We start from the raw sequence: 16,890 nt of genomic DNA on the forward strand, positions 1-16,890 counted from the left end.
CCGGACACATTTTCCAAATGTCCCCATAAGTCGTTTGCAAAAAAATACCATCCGGACACGCGATACAAAAAGCCCGCCACTGCCGGGTTTTCTTTAAAGCAGATTTTCAGACTGTAGATCGGTTTTCGAGACGCGGGCATCTGGGACTTCGGCTCGATCGGCCTGCTTGGAGATCGATTGCGGCGACGTTGCTGGCGGGTGCGCGGTGTCATCACTCTTCTGGGCGCGTTCGCATTGCCTCTCGTTCTCGGCAACGGCGCTCCCCTTCCAGCGCGAGATCTGGCGATCCTTGTCGCTGCCCCGCGTCGTCTTGTCGCTCATCATCGCCAATCTCGGGAGACGGGGATAAATGAGCCCAGTTGGGGGGCGATCTTGCAAGATCGTACGCTGGAGACGCACGCGCAGGATCGACCAAACGGATGGCGGCGGCCGTCGGCGAGGGAGCCGCGGTCATCTGTCAAATTCAGCAGGCGCTGAAGTTTCTCGACGTCGTGACATGATTTTTTTGTTGACCTCGACCGACCGGCCGATCGAAGAAATCTGCTTAAGCGAAATATTTCTGAGAATATAACGAATTGCATGCAGCGGGCTGTCCTGATAGGGAGCGGCATCTTCATCAGGGGAAAATCAATGCTAGCTCGCCTCGTTTCCATTGCGAAAATCGCAGTCGCCGCCGGTGGCCTGTTGTTCGCCGTACCCGCCTGGGCCGATCATATCGTTACCGATCAGATCGGCCGCCAGGTGCATGTGCCGGATGTCGTGAACCGAGTCGTCATACTGCAGCACCAGACGCTCAACATCGCGGTGCAGCTCGGCGCGATGGACAAGGTTGTCGGCGTTCTGGACGAGTGGAAGAAACAGCTGGGTGCCAACTATGTCCGCCTTGCGCCGCAACTGCCCGGCCTCCCGACGCCGGGTGGCCTCACCAAGGTCAATATCGAAGAACTCCTCAAGCTGAAACCAGACGTGGTCTTCGTCACGAACTACACCCCGGCCGACATGGTCAAGCAAATCGAGGACTCGGGCCTTGCGGTCGTCGCCATTTCCCTGCTCGATGTGCCGCATGAGGAGGCGGTGAAGATGAACCCTTCGGTGAAGGACGAGCCAGCGGCAATTGATGCCGGATTTGCGAGCGGAGTGAGACTCATCGCCGACATCCTGGGCGAAAAGGACAAAGGCGAAGATATGATCGCCGTCACCAAGAAGGCACGAGCGCTGGTGGCGGAGCGTCTGGCCGATGTTCCCCAGGAAAAACGAGTGGCGGTCTATATGGCGAACCCGGATCTCTCCACGTACGGGCACGGCAAATATACTGGCCTTATGATGGAGCGCGCAGGTGCCCGCAACGTCGCGAACGAGATCGCGGGCTTCAAGCAGGTGACGATGGAGGATGTCCTCAAATGGGATCCGGCGGTTATTTTCGTGCAGGAGCGCTACCCCGACGTCGTCACCGAAATCAAGAATACCGCGTCATGGCAGACGATCGACGCCGTCAAGAATGGCCGCATATATCTCATGCCGGAATACGCCAAGGCATGGGGCTATCCGATGCCGGAAGCGATGGCTCTTGGCGAATTGTGGATGGCGCAGAAGCTTTATCCCGATCGGTTCAAGGACATCGACATGCAGAAAGAAGCCGACGCGTATTATAAGGAATTCTACCACACCGACTATCGCGCCACGCACTGATGGAAGACGACGAATTTCCGCGACGCCCGCCCGGCGTCGCGATCGCCATACTCGCTGCTTTCCTGGTTATCGCCGCCATCGGGGCGCTCGGTGTCGGCCGCTACGATATTCCCTTTTCAAGAGTGGTCCAAATTCTGATGGATCCGATCTCCCATCCAGACATACCCGTTTCACCGACGGAGGCGAATGTAGTTTTTACCGTTCGGATGCCGCGAATCCTCTTGGCAATTTTAGCGGGGGCAGGGCTTTCGCTTGCAGGCGCGACGATGCAAGGCGTCTTCCGAAATCCGCTCGTCGGTCCCCAGGTTATGGGTGTGTCCTCCGGAGCCGCTTTCGGTGGAGTGCTCGCCATTCTCTATGGCGTATCGGGTTTAGGTCTGCTGGGCTCCGCCTTCGCCTTTGGTCTATCGGCGCTCATCCTCGTCTATTTGCTGAACGGCATCGTTGCCAGACGCAATATCCTGGCCCTTGTCCTGGCGGGGGTCGTTGTGAGCGGTTTGTTCGGGGCCTTGGTGAGCCTCGTCCAATATCTGGCAGACACGGACGACAAGCTTCCAGCGATGGTTTTCTGGCTGCTCGGTAGTTTTGCGACCGCCAGCTGGGAGAAGCTCTCCCTGGTTGCGGCCCCTGTGCTGATCGCCGCTCTCTTGCTTCTCGGCTTGCGTTGGCGCGTAAACCTGCTGTCGATCGGGGACGAGGATGCCAGGGCAATGGGAGTAAACGTCGAACCGATGCGCTGGATGATCCTGGTCCTGGTCTCATTTATCGTGGCCGCACAGGTGGCTGTCAGCGGGATTATCGGCTGGGTCGGCCTCGTCGTGCCGCACATGGCCAGAATGCTGGTCGGTCCGGATCACAGGGCGATGATGCCGGCCTCGCTGATTATCGGTGGACTCTACCTGCTCATCATCGATACCGTGGCTCGCACGGCGACAGCCAGCGAAATTCCCCTCGGTATCCTCACCGCACTCATCGGGACTCCGGTCTTTGCTATCGTCTTGAGGCAGACGCAACGAGGCGGCCGTGGCATCTGATCGCATCAGACTGGCGATCGAGCGCGCAAGCCAGACCTACGACGGCAAGCGTTGGCAATTCCGGGATCTCGATTTCCAATTGAAGGCGGGCGAGATCACCGCAGTGCTTGGTCCGAACGGCCGCGGCAAATCCACGTTGTTGCGCGTGCTGGCGGGTTTGCTCAAACCCACTTCGGGAAAAGTGCATCTGAGCCGAAGTGTTGGGTTTGTGCCCCAGGAATTCTCGGGGACTTTTCCGTATTCCGTGCTGGACATCGTATTGATGGGACGCGCGCGGCATATACCGTTGTTCCAGACCCCGCGGAAAACCGACATCGAAAAGGCGATGGCAGCGCTCAGTGCGACCGGGATGGCGGACCATGCCTCACGCAGCATCGACGCGCTTTCCGGAGGCGAGCGCCAGCTTGTTCTAATCGCGCGTGCTCTTGCTGGCGAAAACGAGGTCCTGTTGCTCGACGAGCCGGCCTCGGCGCTCGATCTGAGAAATCAGGATATCGTGCTGCATCTTCTCGGTGAACTGGCTGACCGTGAAGCGCTGGCAATCGCATTTACCACTCATCAGCCCAACCACGCTGTGGCAATTGCCGACCATGCACTTCTCATGCTGCCGGAAGCGAAGACGATTCTCGGCCGGGTTGGTGATGCGATGACCGAGGACAATCTGGAAGCTTTATACGGCCTTCCTATCCGCGCCGCGTCGTTCGGTCTGGGCTGTCGGGAGGAGCGCGCCTTCACGCCTCTTTTCCGCCAACGGAATCGAAAGGGAGGATTGTGATGAAAAGAACCATCAAGGTTCTGTCCGCGGGAAGTCTGAGACATGCATTTCCGAAGATTATTGAAGCATTTACGCCAGAGATGGATGTCGAAGTTTCGCTTTCACTCGGACCGGCAGGTCTTTTGCGCGAGCGGATCGAGAACGGCGAGGACTTCGATCTCTTCGCTTCGGCGAATATGGAGCATCCCCAAGCGCTCGCCGCAGCAGGCATAGCCGAGGAGGCGATCTGTTTTGCTCGCAATCGTCTCTGCATGATGGCTCGCCCGGATATCGGCATGACGACTGAAAACTTCGTCGAGATCCTAGCCAATCCTGACTTGCGGATCGCTACGTCGACACCGGGCGACGATCCGTCGGGGGACTACGCGTTCGAATTGTTCAACCGGATCGAAGCCTTCTATCCCGGGATGGGAATGATGCTGAAGGCACGTGCCCGCCAACTCGTCGGCGGGCGCAATTCTCCGCCGACACCACCCGGCAAAGGCCCCGGCTATCTTATTGCCGATGGGGAAGTCGATCTGATGACGAGCTACTACTCGAACGCGCGACTGCTGGAGGGCAATCCGGCTTTCTCGGTTGTCGAAATTCCGGTGGAGCTCGCGCCTGCCATTTCCTACGGACTTTCATTGCGAAAGGGGGCATCGCGTGAGGCGCATTTGCTGCGCGAGTTCATGCTGGGCGACGCCGGTCGAGTCATATTAAGTGAAACGGGTTTCGCACTGCCGCTGCGCTAGCTAGAGCAAACTGATCCTCAAGAGAACCTCGTCGTCCCCATGCAGTATACGACCAGGGCGGCGAATAGCGCTCCCGTGCGTTTCGGCGTTGCTCCGGTCGATCTCCAGGCAGATCGGCGCTTGCAGGGTCGAGCTTCGCGCCCCGCGAGATGCTGCAGAGGGCGCGGGCTTTTACCCGTACCCACCGGAAAAACTCTCGCAACGTGTTTCTTGCGCGCTTGACGTAAAAACAAAGTTACTTAATCTAAGGGCCGCCACGCGTTTCGGTTGGAGGAGACGGACGCGGTGCCTGCTGCCTGTCTGCGCGCGCCTGATCTCCCCCGCTGTCAGTTGCTTATTCTCCGATAGGACCCGCCATGTCTCTTACCATTGCCCAACGCCTCGATCGTCTGAAGGTCCGCACAGCCGAGCTCGCCCACTGGCGCGACCGGCAAAGCGTCGTGATCGACGGCTGGACCTTCGACGGCGAGCCGATCGCCCATCATCAGGACTGGCCGCACCGCAAGGGCACGGTCCGTTTCGCCGCGTCGGCGACGGTGCCGCGCGACTGGCCGATCGAAGAGGTTCGCCTGCAGCTCGATCTCGGCGGCGAGAGCCTCATCACCTTGCACTATTCCGGCGGCCAGACCGAGACGTTCGGGCTCGACCCCTACCATCAGGAATTCCCGATCAAGGGCCGGGAATTTTCGATCACGACCGAAAGCGTCGCGCGTTTTCCCTTCGGAGAGCCGAACCGGGCGCCCAGGCTCAACAAGGCGCGGCTGATCTGGCTGGACGAGCCGGTCCACAAACTGCACCTCCTCTTGCGGCAGATCGGCGAGGCCGCCGGCGTGCTCGAAAGCCATGAGGTTCTGCCGCACCTGATGGAGGCGGCCGAGCAGGCGCTGCGCAGTCTCGACTGGCCCTCGGACACGCCAGCCTATATTTCGCGCACGTCCAGCGCGGTCATGCAGCAGAAGATCTGGGAGCTGCCGGAGCTGCAGGAAAACCCGGCCGGTCTGACGCAAACACAGAGTGCTTCGGCCGCCGCGGCGCATGATCAACTGGTCGCGCGACTGAAGGAGCTTCAGAAGCGCTTCCCGCAAAACGGCGAGCTGCTGCTCACCGGCCATGCCCATATCGATCTCGCCTGGCTGTGGCCCTATCGCGAGACGCGACGGAAGATGCGCCGCACCTTCAATACCGCGCTGTCCTTGATGGAGCGCTCGGACGACTTCCGCTTCAACCAGTCGACCGCCCACTATTATGCGCAGATGGAAGAGGACGATCCGGAGCTTCTCGAACGGATCAAGAAGAAGGTCGCCGAGGGCAAGTGGGAGACGGTCGGCGGCATGTGGGTCGAACCCGACACCAACATGCCGACCGGCGAAAGCCTTGCGCGACAGGTGCTTTACGGACAGCGCTATTTCGAGAAACATTTCGGCCTGCGCCATACGGTCTGCTGGCTGCCGGACTGCTTCGGCTTTTCGGGAGCCTTGCCGCAGATCCTGAAGCTCGGCGGCATCGACAGCTTCTTCACGATCAAGGTGAACTGGAGCGAAACCAACCATATCCCATCCGACCTTTTCTGGTGGAAGGGCCTCGATGGAAGCAAGGTTCTGACCCACACTTTCGACAATCCCATGCACGGCTACAACGGTTTCGTGCAGCCGGACTGTTTCGTGCCGACCTGGAAGAATTTCCGCGGCAAGACACAGCACGACACATCATTGCTGGCCGTCGGTTACGGCGACGGCGGCGGCGGCGTGACACCGGAGATGGTCGAGCGGGAAGTGCAACTGCGCGACTTCCCGGCGATCCCGAGCGCACGCTGGGGCACGGTGAAGGGTTTTTACGAAAAGGCGCACCGTACGGCGGCGCAAAAGGAGCTGCCGGTCTGGGACGGGGAAATCTATCTCGAACTGCACCGCGCGACGCTGACCTCGCAGAGCGGCGTCAAGCGCAAGCACCGGCAGGCCGAGCGGGCGCTGATAACGGCGGAAACGATTGCGTCGCTTGCGCATCTGCTGGGGGCCGGCAAGCCGCAAAGCCTGGAAGCGGACTGGCGCGTCGTCCTGAAGAACGAGTTTCACGACATCCTGCCGGGTTCGAGCATCCGCGAAGTCTATATCGATGCCGAACAGGAACTCGACGGCGTCATCACTAATGCCAAGGCTGAACAGACCAAGGCTTTGAAGGCGCTTGCGGCTGAGCTTCCGGCAGGCGGCGTGGCGGATGCGCTTGTTGCCGTCAATCCGTCGCTTGCCCCGCGGCCGCTGACGGCGCGGCTTTCCGACGGGACGGTCCTGTCATCTGCCGATACCGTCGCGCCGCTGTCCGTTGCCGTCTTCGATCGCAAGGCGCTGAAGCCCGCAGGCATGCTGAGAGCCGACACCCGCAGCCTCGAAAACCAGCATCTGTCGGTCGTCATCGGCAAGGACGGCGCCGTGTCGAGCCTCGTTCACAAGGCGACGGGCAGGGAGGCGGTCGAGGGCGGTGCAAATCAGCTCTGGGTCTATCCGGCCGACAAGCCGCGCAACTGGGATGCCTGGGACGTCGATGCTGACTATGCCGAAAAGGCCGTCCGCCTCGACAGGCCGGAGAATATCACGCTTGTCGAACAGGGACCGCATCGCGCGGCGATCCGCGTCGTTTACCGCTACCGGAACTCGACCGTCACCCAGCTTTATGTGCTGACCGCCAACGCCCGCAGGCTCGACATCGAGACGGTGATCGACTGGCATGACCGGCGCACTCTGCTTCGCACGCTGAATCCGGTGGCGGTCCGCTCGCGGACAGCCACCTTCGAATGCGCCTTCGGTGTCGTCGAACGCCAGACCCACACCAACACCTCCTGGGAACAGGCGATGTTCGAGGCTGCCGCGCATCGTTTCGTTGATCTCAGCGAGCCGGGCTTCGGCGTCGCCCTGCTCAACAATGCCAAATACGGACACAGCGCGCGCGGCAATGTCATCGGCATGAGCCTGGTGCGCTCGCCGATCTATCCCGATCCGCTCGCCGATGAGGGGGAGCAGAGCTTCACCTACGCGCTGATGCCGCATGAGGGCGCCTGGCACGAAGGCGACGTTCTTCAGGAAGCGATCGACCTCAACCAGCCGCTCGTCACCGCCGAGGCAAGCGGGCTTTCGGCAGGCACTCTGTCGCCGCTCGGCGTCGAGGGCATCCCGGTCGCCTTTTCCGGGCTGAAGCCGGCCGAGGAGGGAGACGGCCTCATTCTGCGGCTTTACGAACCGGCGGGCCGGCGTGGCCGGCTTTCCCTCGCCCTGCCATCGGGGTGGCGTGCATCGGGTGCCCTCAACATCCTCGAAGAGCCGATCGAGCGTGCCGGGCCTGCAGACATCATGCCGTTCGAAATTCGTACCTGGCGGCTGCAGCGAGGCTGAAAGCAGCAATATCCGGGCTTTGCGATTTCGCGTTCGGCGCTCCGGCCGATCGCGTATGCGCAGGGCATGGGGCAGAGCGCGGCTCTCGGCATCAGGCGATCTGTCACCGGATGAGAGGCCGCGGAAAAAGTTTCAACATGCCGCAGTGGCCCCGCTCGCGTCGGACCCTATCTTCCGGCTGGTCTTTCACCAGCCTCCGAGGAAACGATCATGACGGAAACCGTGAAGTCCGTACCGGCGCCCCGCGATCAGCACCTGCGCGACATGGCCAATTGCATTCGGTTTCTCTCGATGGATGCCGTCGAGAAGGCCAAGAGCGGGCACCCGGGCATGCCGATGGGCATGGCCGACATTGCCGTCGTGCTCTTTTCCGACTTCCTGAAATTCGATGCTGAAGACCCTTACTGGTTCGATCGCGACCGTTTCCTGATCTCCAACGGCCACGGTTCGATGCTGCTTTACAGCCTGCTCTACCTGACGGGCTATCGCGACATGACGATCAACCAGATCCGGAATTTCCGGCAGATCGACAGCAGGACGGCAGGTCATCCGGAATATCGCCATGCCACGGGCATCGAGACGACCACCGGCCCGCTCGCGCAGGGCATTGCCAATTCGGTCGGTTTCGCCCTTGCCGAGCGCATCATGAACGCCCGTTTCGGCGATGATCTTTCAAGCCACTATACCTATGTCTTCCTCGGCGACGGATGCCTGATGGAGGGCATCAGCCAGGAGGCCATCTCGCTTGCCGGCCATCTGAAACTCGGCAAGCTGATCGCGTTCTGGGACAACAACTCGATATCGATCGACGGGGCAACGAGCCTGGCGGAATCCGACAATCAGCCGGCGCGCTTCCGCGCATCGAACTGGCACGTCCAGGAAATCGACGGTCACGACACCGACGCCATCCGCAACGCGATCGCCGAGGCGCAACGGGTCAGCGATCGCCCGTCGCTGATCGCCTGCAAAACCATTATCGGCTTCGGCTTTCCGACCCGGGCCGGCACGCAGAAGGCCCATAGCGACGCGCCCGGCGAGGAGGAGATTGCCGGCGCCCGCAAGATTCTCGGCTGGAGCGCGCCGCCCTTCGAGATCCCGTCAGACCTGCTCGAAGATTGGAGAAAGATCGGCGCGAAGGGACGTAACGCCCGTATGGCCTGGGCGATGCGGGTGCAGACGGCGCGGGCGGATGTCCGCGCCGATTTCGAACGCCGGATGAAGGGCGAACTGCCCCCGGACTGGACGGGGGCGATCGAAGCGGCAAAACAGGAGCTTCTGTCTGCCGAAAAGGACCTTGCCACAAGGCAGGCGAGCGGGATCGTTCTCAATCACCTTGCCGAGGCCATTCCCGAGCTTCTCGGCGGATCGGCCGACCTGACGCCGTCGAACAATACCAAGGCCAAATCCATGATCGAGATCGCGCCGGGCCAGTATAACGGATCCTATATCCACTACGGCGTGCGTGAACACGGAATGGCTGCGGCCATCAACGGGATTGCCCTGCACGGCGGGCTGGTCCCCTACGGCGGCACTTTCCTGACCTTTTCCGATTATGCCCGGCCGTCCATCCGGCTGGCGGCGATGATGGCCGTGCGTTCGATCTTCGTGATGACGCACGATTCCGTCGGCCTCGGCGAGGACGGCCCGACACATCAGCCGGTCGAACATCTGACGGCGCTGCGCGCCATTCCGGGCCTTGCCGTGTTCCGCCCGGGCGACCCGATCGAGACGGCGGAATGCTGGCAGGCCATTCTCGAATCCCCGCGGCAGGCCGCGCTGATCGCCTTGTCCCGCCAGCCCATGCCGCTTCTGAGAAGGCAGCCGGGCTCCGCCAACCTGTCGGCAAAGGGCGGATACGTTCTGCTCGAGGCAGAAGGCGGCGCTCGCGAGCTGACGATCATGTCGACCGGATCGGAGTTGCACCTTGCTGTCGAGGCAAGGACGAGGCTTCAGGCGGAAGGCATTCCGACGGCGGTCGTCTCCATGCCGTGCCGCCTGCTGTTCGAGGCCCAGGCACCGGACTACAAGCGCGAGGTTCTTGGAGAGGGAACTGCGCGCGTCGCGGTGGAAGCAGCTGTCCGGGACAGCTGGGACCGGTATCTCGGGCTCGACGGCCGGTTCGTCGGCATGCACAGTTTCGGGGCCTCGGGCAAGATCGACGACGTTTATAAGAAGTTCGGTATCACGACAGACGCCGTTGTGAAGGCTGCTAAGGACGCAGTTGGATTGCGGTATCGATAAGCAGAATCGAGACGCAGCCACTGCCCTGCCGGGTTTGGCACACGTGTGCATTTTCTTCGCTTCTGTCATTCCGATGTTACGCGCCGGGGCTAGCAAGTTCTCAGAACTCATCTGGGGCGCCGCCTCGACAGCGAAGGGAGACAGGGTATGAATAGACGCGAATTTCTGATCACATCGTCGGCGGCTGCGAGCCTTCTCGCCCTTCCGCGCTTCGCCTCGGCCGCCGCAGGCACGATCGACCTCTACAGCGGTTCGGATTCCAATATTATCGACCTGTGGAACAACATCATCCGTCCGGCTTTCGAAAAGGCGCATCCGGAAGTGACCCTGAAGGTCACCGATGCCGGAGACAATAACGGCCTTCGCGCCATCGGCGACCGCGCTCTCGCTGCGCTTAAGACCAAGACCGATCCGCAGGCCGACCTCTTCGAATCCTTCGATCCGCGCCTTCCGGCCGGCGGTATCGATGCCGGTCTCTGGGTAAAATTCTCCGCTGAGAACGTACCCGGCTTCGACCGCGTCAATCCGCTCGCTTTCGACACGCCCTACTCATTGCCCTATCGCGGCTCGCAGGTTCTGCTTGCCTATGACAAGACCAAGCTCGACCCGAAGGATGCGCCGAAGACCTGGGAACAGCTGACGGCCTGGATCAAGGCCAATCCCGGCCAGTTCATCTACAACCGTCCGGACAAGGGCGGCTCGGGCGGCAATTTCGTCCGCCGCGCCATTCATGAAGCCAACGGCCGCGATCCGAAGAAGTTCAAGATCGACAACTTCACCGCCGATTATGCCGAGCAGTCGCTGACGCCCGCCTGGAAGATCCTCAACGATCTCGCGCCGTCGCTCTATCAGAAGGGCGCCTATACCGCCGGCAACACGCAGTCGATCCAGCTGCTCTCCCAGGGCGTCGTGACCATGGCTCCGGTCTGGTCCGACCAGGTCCTGCAGGCAATCTCGCAGGGCGTTCTGCCCGAGACGACCGGCCTCGTGCAGCTCTCCGATCTCGCGCTCTGCGGCGGGTTCTCGGCCATGACGATTTTCACGAACGGCGCCAACAAGGATGCCGCCCTCAAGCTCGCCTCCTTCATGCTGACGAGCGAGATGCAGGAAGCCATCATCACCGAGATCGGCGGTTTCCCGGGCGTTTCCTGGGATCACATTTCCGAAGACCTGCGCAAGAAATATGCCGATGTCATCCCGGCCACGATCCCGACCTTCCCGGGCGGCGATTGGGAAAAGGCGATCAACGACGGCTGGTACCGCAACGTCGCTCCCGGAATCAGCCGCACCTGATGGCGCTGCATGCCGTACAGCCTGCGGTCGCGCACCGCGCTTCGTCTCTCGGCAGGGGGAGCCTTTACGGGCTCCTCCTGGTCGGCATGCCGGTCTTTCTGGTCGGCTGGCTGATCATCTTTCCGATCCTCTCGGCCGTCGCAACCACCATCTTCGTCCGCCAGCCGGACGGGACGAGCGGCTTCTCGCTCGCCTCCTACCATTTCTTCTTCACTGATACCTACAGCCTCAACAACCTCTGGCTGACGCTCTGGACGACCATGGTCTGCGGGCTGCTCCTGCTTGCGATCGGCCTTCCGATTGCCCTTTACCTGCGCTTTTCCGGCAGCCGCCTTGCGGCCTACGTGCAGGGGCTGGCAATCTTTCCGATGTTCGTTCCCTCGATCATTCTCTCCTATGCCCTGATCCGCACGATCGGACCGAACGGTACGGTCGATATCCTGCTCAACGCCGTTGGCCTGCCGAAGCTGCCCAGCCCCTATCTGACGCCCTGGGGACCGGTCATCGGCCTCGTCTGGGACAATCTGCCTTTGACGGTACTGATGCTGACGGCTGGCCTCGCGTCTGTTTCCAACAGCTCCGTCGAGGCGGCCCGCGATGTCGGCGCAACGCCTTTGCGCGTCTTCATCTCGATCATCCTGCCGCGCATGGGCAATTCGCTGCTGGTCACGGCCTCCTTCGCCGTTCTCGGCATATTCTCCGCCTTCACCTTGCCCTATGTGCTTGGTCCGGCCTCTCCGGAGATGATGGGACCGTTCATGCAGCGCACCTTTGCCGACATGAACGACCCGCTCGGTGCGCTCACGCAGGCCGTCATCACCTTCGGCTTCTGCCTCCTCTTCGGCGTCTTCTATGTCTGGTCGATCGCCCGCAACCGGGAGGGTCGGTGATGCGCCGGCCGACTGCCTTGAAATTCGACTGGATGGGCATGCTGCTGGCGATGCTGCTGACGCTGTTCATCGCGCTGCCGCTGCTGGTTGTCGCCACCTGGGCCTTCACCGAGGTCTGGCGCTATCCTTCCGTCATTCCCCAGCAGTTCGGTCTGCGGTTCTGGTCGCAGACGCTTGCCCGCAAGGATGTCTGGGACGCGTTGTTCCTCAGCCTGCGTCTGACCGCGACCGTTACGGCGCTCTCGGCGATCGTCTGCCTGCCCGCCGCCTATGCCTTTGCAAGGATGCGTTTTCCCGGCCGCAACGTCCTGTTCCTGTCGTTCCTCGCCTCGCATGCCTTTCCGAAATTCGGCCTGCTGGTGGCGATCGCCGGCATCTTTCTGCAACTCGGGCTGATCAGCACCTTCTGGGGCGTGGTGCTGATCCAGCTCGTCGGCACTTTGATGCTGATGATCTGGATCCCGGTCGCCGCCTTCCAGAATGTCGACCGGCGCATGGAGGAAGCCGCGCGCGATGCCGGCGCGACGCCGCTTCGCGTCTTCTGGTCGATCACGCTTCCACAGGCCGCGCCGACGATATCCGCGGCCCTGCTGCTGACCTTCGTCGGGACCTTTTATGAGACGGAAGGCGCCTGGCTGATCGGAGCGCCCGAAATCCGTACCATGCCGGTGCTGATGATCAGCTTCATCAACAGCCAGATCGTCGTGCAATATGGGGCGGTCCTCTCCGTCATGCTGTGGGTGCCGTCCTTCGCGGCGTTGATGTTTGCGCGGCGCGTCGTCGGAACCGGCGCCTTCGCACGGGGCTTTGGCGCCTGAGCGCGGACAGAAAGGGTTTCAAGAATGGCACATCTGGCGATCGAAGGCGTTTCGAAGAGCTTCGGCCATACGTTTGCCGTCCGCGACTTCTCGCTCGAGGTCGGCGACGGCGAACTCGTCTGCCTGCTCGGCCCCTCGGGCTCCGGCAAATCGACGCTGCTTCGCATGATCGGCGGTTTCGAACACCCGAGCGCAGGCAGCATTCGCATCGACGCGAGAGACGTGACGAACCTGCCGCCGGAGCGGCGCCCGACCGGCATGGTCTTCCAGAGCCATGCGCTCTGGACGCATATGGATGTCTTCAACAACATCGCCTTCGGGCTGAAATTGCGGCGCCTGCCGAAGGCCGAGATCCGCCAGCGGGTCGAGGATGCTCTCGCTCTCGTCGGTCTCGCCGATTACGGGCGGCGCGCGGTGACACAGCTTTCCGGAGGCCAGCAGCAGCGCGTGGCGCTTGCCCGTTCGCTGGTCCTCGAGCCGAAGATCCTGCTGCTCGACGAGCCCTTCGCCAGCCTCGACCAGCACCTGCACGAGCGGCTGCGGGAGGAAGTGCGCGATATCCAGCAACGGCTCGGCATCACGACATTGTTCGTCACCCACGGTCAGGACGAGGCCCTGGCGCTCGCCGACCGCATCGTCGTCATGCGTGACGGGCGCACCGAACAGGTGGCTCCGCCGAGCGTCATCTACCGCGAGCCGCAGACGGCCTTCGTCGCCGGCTTCATCGGCTCGATGAACTTCGTGGAGAGCGAGATCCGCAACGGGGTCTGCACGCATCCGCTGTTCGGCTTTTCCGTTCCCGTTGCCGACGGTCCCGTGACGCTCGCCATGCGTCCGGAAGCCCTGACGGTGCGTCCCGCCGGCCGAACGGCAGATGCGACGGTCCGCCGCGTTACCGATTTCGGCACCCACAAGATCGTCGATGTCGATCTCGCCGATGGCATCAGGCTGAAGGCGATGGTCGCGCCGGCCGAAACGATCCGGGCCGGGATGGCCGTCGCTCCCAGTTGCTCAGGCTTCTTCGCTTTCCGCGACAACGCCCTCATCCACCAATCGGGAGAGCCGCAGGCGGCTGCGCCCGCAAAGCCGCTCCCCGCGACCTGACGTGTCTCAAGCCCTCGGCTGAAAACCCTCCTGCAGCCAGGGATGCAGCGCCTTGCTTGCTGCCAGGATATCGCCTTTGCCGGTGACGGCAGCGCCGGAAAACCGTGTGACGATACCGCCCGCTTCCTCGACCATCAGCGCCGAAGCGCCGAAGTCGTGGACCGAGAGGCCGTCCTCGAAAAAGCCGTCCAGCCGGCCGCAGGCGACATAGGCGATCGAAAGTGCTGCCGAACCGAGACGGCGCACACCGGCGGTATTGGCCATCAGCCGCTTCACGGCATCGAAATAGAGTTCCTCCGGGACCGCCTTGACCTGGCCGGGTATCGGCAGGCCGGCGCCGATCAGCACGTTCTGGATGTCGGCAACCTCGGCGCAATGCATCCGCTCGCCGTCCAGCCAGGCGCCGGCGCCAGCCTCGACGCTGAAAAGTTCGTCCTGCATGGCGTCGTAAACGACGCCGGCAACGATACGGCCGCCCTCGGCGATCGAGATCGTCATGCCGAAATGCGGAATGCCCCAGGCAAAATTCGTCGTGCCGTCGATCGGGTCGATATAGATGACCGGCGCGTCCGCGCCAGCCTGCCGGTTGCCGACCTCTTCCTCACCCCTTATCGCGTAGGACGGGAATGCCTTGACCATCTCCTCGACGATGATCCGCTCGACCGCGACATCGATTTCCGTCTGGTAGTCGCGTGGCGCCTTGTGGACCATCTCGGCCGCCGTGCGCCGCCTGAGCGCGTTGCGCGCCGTCTCTCCTGCCTTGAGGGCTGTTTCGGCCAGGACGAGAAGGCGGGGCGAGGCTGCCGGCGACAGACGCGCGGCGGTCGAAGACAATTTCATGAGGACAATCCGTGTGATGACTGAGGATGGCGGGCAGTTCGGCGCTTCTCATTGCAAATGCGCATGATGTTTTTATGAAACAGGCGACATGCTGCAAGTCGCCGCGCGCGATGCCGGCGCGACGGCCGGTTCCGGCAACGATTGGCGCGGTGCCTGCCTGGACTGAATCACGATTCACACGGCTGCCGCAATATGTCGCCGCCAACCGATTCTGGCAGTGCCCGACCTCACCGGGACAGGAAGTTCGAGACCGTCAGGTCCACGAGTTCGTCTCCCCGGCCGTTCATGACAGCGCGGATGGCCCAGAGACCGAAACCCTTCGCCTGCGCCGCTTCGATCTTCGGCGGCATCGACAATTCCTGTGTATTCGTCACGACGTCGAGCAGGGCCGGGCCGGGATGCGCCAGAATTTCCCTGACGGCGCCGTCAAGCTCGGCCGGATCCTCGACGCGAATGCCGTGGATTCCGGCCGCGCGGGCAACCGCCGCAAAATCCGGGTTCTTGAGTTCCGTGCCGGTTTCAAGAAACCCCGAAGCTTTCATTTCCATCGCCACGAACCCCAGAACGGAGTTGTTGAAGACGACGACCTTTACCGGCAGGTTCTGTTGAACGAGCGTCAGGACGTCGCCCATCAACATGGCAAAGCCGCCGTCGCCGGACATGCTGACGATCTGGCGGTCCCGGTATGTCGCCTGCGCCCCGATCGCCTGGGGAAGAGCGTTGGCCATCGATCCGTGCACCAGCGATCCGATCAGGCGACGTTTCCCGTTCATTTTCAGGTAGCGTGCCGCCCAGATGGTGGGCGTTCCGACATCGAAGGTGAAAACGGCATCGTCGGAGGCGTGCTCGCTCAGAAGGCGTGCCACATATTGCGGATGGATCTTGCCGCCCTGTCTGCCGGTGGCGAGGTCGTCGAGGCCTTCACGCGCTTTCCTGTAGGCGGCAAGGCACTCATCCAGGTGGTTCCTGTCTGCTCGCTCTGCCAGCTTCGGCAGCGTTGCCGCCAGTGTGGATCTGACGTCACCGACGATTGCGAGATCCAGCGAGGCCCTGCGGCCAAGGTTTTCCGGGCGAATATCCACCTGCACGATTCTGGCGCCGGTCGGGTAGAATTGCCGGTAGGGGAAATCGGTGCCGAGCATGAGAAGCATGTCGCACTCCAGCATGGCCTTGTAACCTGACGAAAAGCCGATCAGGCCGGTCATGCCGACATCGAAGGGATTGTCCCACTCGACATGTTCCTTGCCGCCGAGCGCGTGGACAACAGGCGCCTTCAGCCGATCCGCAAGGGCGATCAGCTCGTCATGCGCCCCCTGGCAGCCGCGCCCGCACAGAAGGGTGACTTTCGAGCTCTCGTTGAGCAATGCCGACAATCGCTCGATCTGGTCGTGCGTCGGCACGATGCTCGGCTGGGGCAGGGCAAGCGCAGCCGGTGTCGAAATCTTCGCCGTGAAATCGGTCAAAGCCACGTCGCCCGAAATGACCACGACGGCAACGCCCCGTTTTCCGATGGCCGTGCGAACGGCCATCTCGATGACCGCCGGCAATTGCTCCGGGTGGCTGACCAGTTCGCAATAGTGGCTGCATTCCCGAAAAAGCTGGTCGGGATGCGTTTCCTGGAAATAGCCCCTGCCGATTTCAGCCGAAGGGATCTGGGCGGCAATGGCCAGGACGGGGACGCGGGAGCGATGGCAGTCGAACAGGCCGTTGATGAGGTGAAGGTTGCCCGGACCGCAGCTTCCGGCGCAGACGGCCAGCCCGCCGCTGAGATGAGCTTCTGCACCTGCCGCGAAAGCGGCTGTCTCTTCGTGGCGGGTATGGACCCACTCGATGTCGCCTCTTTTCCGGAGTGCTTCCGTAAGCCCGTTCAGACTGTCTCCGACCACGCCGTATATTCGCTTGACCCCGGCCGAATGCAGAACTTCTGTCAGTACATCAGCGGCGTTGGACTTCATCGAATGGCTCCTGCGCTTTGGGGTTTCGGGATCACCGACAAGAGAAGCTAGGCCTCGCTCGACGCTTCTCAACCGCAAGACCTGCCAGAGCGGCGCAGCCGTCAAACCGGACCTGCGTGCCGTCTGCGGTCTGC

13 protein-coding genes are annotated in these 16,890 nt (G+C 62.1%); 10 read left to right on the forward strand and 3 right to left on the reverse strand.

Annotated features, from left to right (window positions below; genetic code table 11):
• Window positions 1-93: 93 nt before the first annotated feature.
• Window positions 94-324: a hypothetical protein gene (locus ACU8HS_RS25855; RefSeq protein ID WP_447015992.1), complete on the reverse strand. Its 231-nt coding sequence runs from the start codon at window positions 322-324 to the stop codon at window positions 94-96.
• 306 nt (window positions 325-630) lie between these two features.
• Here ACU8HS_RS25855 and ACU8HS_RS25860 point away from each other — a divergent pair, with 306 nt between their 5' ends.
• The 10 genes from ACU8HS_RS25860 to ACU8HS_RS25905 all read left to right on the forward strand — a co-directional run bounded on the left by ACU8HS_RS25860 (window position 631) and on the right by ACU8HS_RS25905 (window position 13,961).
• Window positions 631-1,689 carry an ABC transporter substrate-binding protein gene (locus tag ACU8HS_RS25860; RefSeq protein ID WP_447015993.1) on the forward strand — a complete coding sequence of 353 codons (1,059 nt, stop codon included), beginning with the start codon at window positions 631-633 and terminating at the stop codon, window positions 1,687-1,689.
• Entirely contained in the window at window positions 1,689-2,723 is a 1,035-nt protein-coding gene (locus ACU8HS_RS25865) for a FecCD family ABC transporter permease (RefSeq protein ID WP_447015994.1), read from the forward strand. The genes ACU8HS_RS25860 and ACU8HS_RS25865 overlap by 1 nt, the downstream gene beginning before the upstream one ends.
• Entirely contained in the window at window positions 2,713-3,498 is a 786-nt protein-coding gene (locus ACU8HS_RS25870) for an ABC transporter ATP-binding protein (RefSeq protein WP_447015995.1), read from the forward strand. Before ACU8HS_RS25865 ends, ACU8HS_RS25870 begins: the two co-directional genes overlap by 11 nt.
• Entirely contained in the window at window positions 3,498-4,232 is a 735-nt protein-coding gene (locus tag ACU8HS_RS25875) for a molybdate ABC transporter substrate-binding protein (protein WP_447015996.1), read from the forward strand. Before ACU8HS_RS25870 ends, ACU8HS_RS25875 begins: the two co-directional genes overlap by 1 nt.
• A 356-nt stretch (window positions 4,233-4,588) precedes the next feature.
• Window positions 4,589-7,615 carry an alpha-mannosidase gene (locus ACU8HS_RS25880; RefSeq protein WP_447015997.1) on the forward strand — a complete coding sequence of 1,009 codons (3,027 nt, stop codon included), beginning with the start codon at window positions 4,589-4,591 and terminating at the stop codon, window positions 7,613-7,615.
• A 210-nt stretch (window positions 7,616-7,825) separates the two neighbouring features.
• Window positions 7,826-9,856 (forward strand): transketolase, encoded by a 2,031-nt coding sequence (tkt, locus tag ACU8HS_RS25885; RefSeq protein ID WP_447015998.1) that lies wholly within the window; start codon window positions 7,826-7,828, stop codon window positions 9,854-9,856.
• Window positions 9,857-10,003: 147 nt separating this feature from the next.
• Complete coding sequence (locus ACU8HS_RS25890; RefSeq protein WP_447015999.1) at window positions 10,004-11,149, forward strand: extracellular solute-binding protein; 1,146 nt, start codon at window positions 10,004-10,006, stop codon at window positions 11,147-11,149.
• Window positions 11,149-12,039: an ABC transporter permease gene (locus ACU8HS_RS25895; RefSeq protein WP_447016000.1), complete on the forward strand. Its 891-nt coding sequence runs from the start codon at window positions 11,149-11,151 to the stop codon at window positions 12,037-12,039. The genes ACU8HS_RS25890 and ACU8HS_RS25895 overlap by 1 nt, the downstream gene beginning before the upstream one ends.
• The gene (locus ACU8HS_RS25900; protein ID WP_447016001.1) at window positions 12,039-12,857 is read left to right on the forward strand and encodes an ABC transporter permease; all 819 of its coding nucleotides are present in this window, start codon (window positions 12,039-12,041) and stop codon (window positions 12,855-12,857) included. The genes ACU8HS_RS25895 and ACU8HS_RS25900 overlap by 1 nt, the downstream gene beginning before the upstream one ends.
• 24 nt (window positions 12,858-12,881) lie before the next feature.
• Window positions 12,882-13,961: an ABC transporter ATP-binding protein gene (locus tag ACU8HS_RS25905; protein WP_447016002.1), complete on the forward strand. Its 1,080-nt coding sequence runs from the start codon at window positions 12,882-12,884 to the stop codon at window positions 13,959-13,961.
• 6 nt (window positions 13,962-13,967) lie between these two features.
• Here ACU8HS_RS25905 and ACU8HS_RS25910 read toward each other — a convergent pair whose 3' ends face one another.
• Together ACU8HS_RS25910 and poxB are read right to left on the reverse strand one after the other, a co-directional pair.
• The gene (locus ACU8HS_RS25910) at window positions 13,968-14,801 is read right to left on the reverse strand and encodes an inositol monophosphatase family protein (protein WP_447016003.1); all 834 of its coding nucleotides are present in this window, start codon (window positions 14,799-14,801) and stop codon (window positions 13,968-13,970) included.
• 227 nt (window positions 14,802-15,028) lie between these two features.
• Window positions 15,029-16,756, reverse strand: a complete 1,728-nt coding sequence (poxB, locus tag ACU8HS_RS25915) for a ubiquinone-dependent pyruvate dehydrogenase (RefSeq protein ID WP_447016004.1) — start codon at window positions 16,754-16,756, stop codon at window positions 15,029-15,031.
• Window positions 16,757-16,890 lie beyond the last annotated feature (134 nt).

The organism is Rhizobium sp. KDH_Rht_773_N (assembly GCF_052946295.1).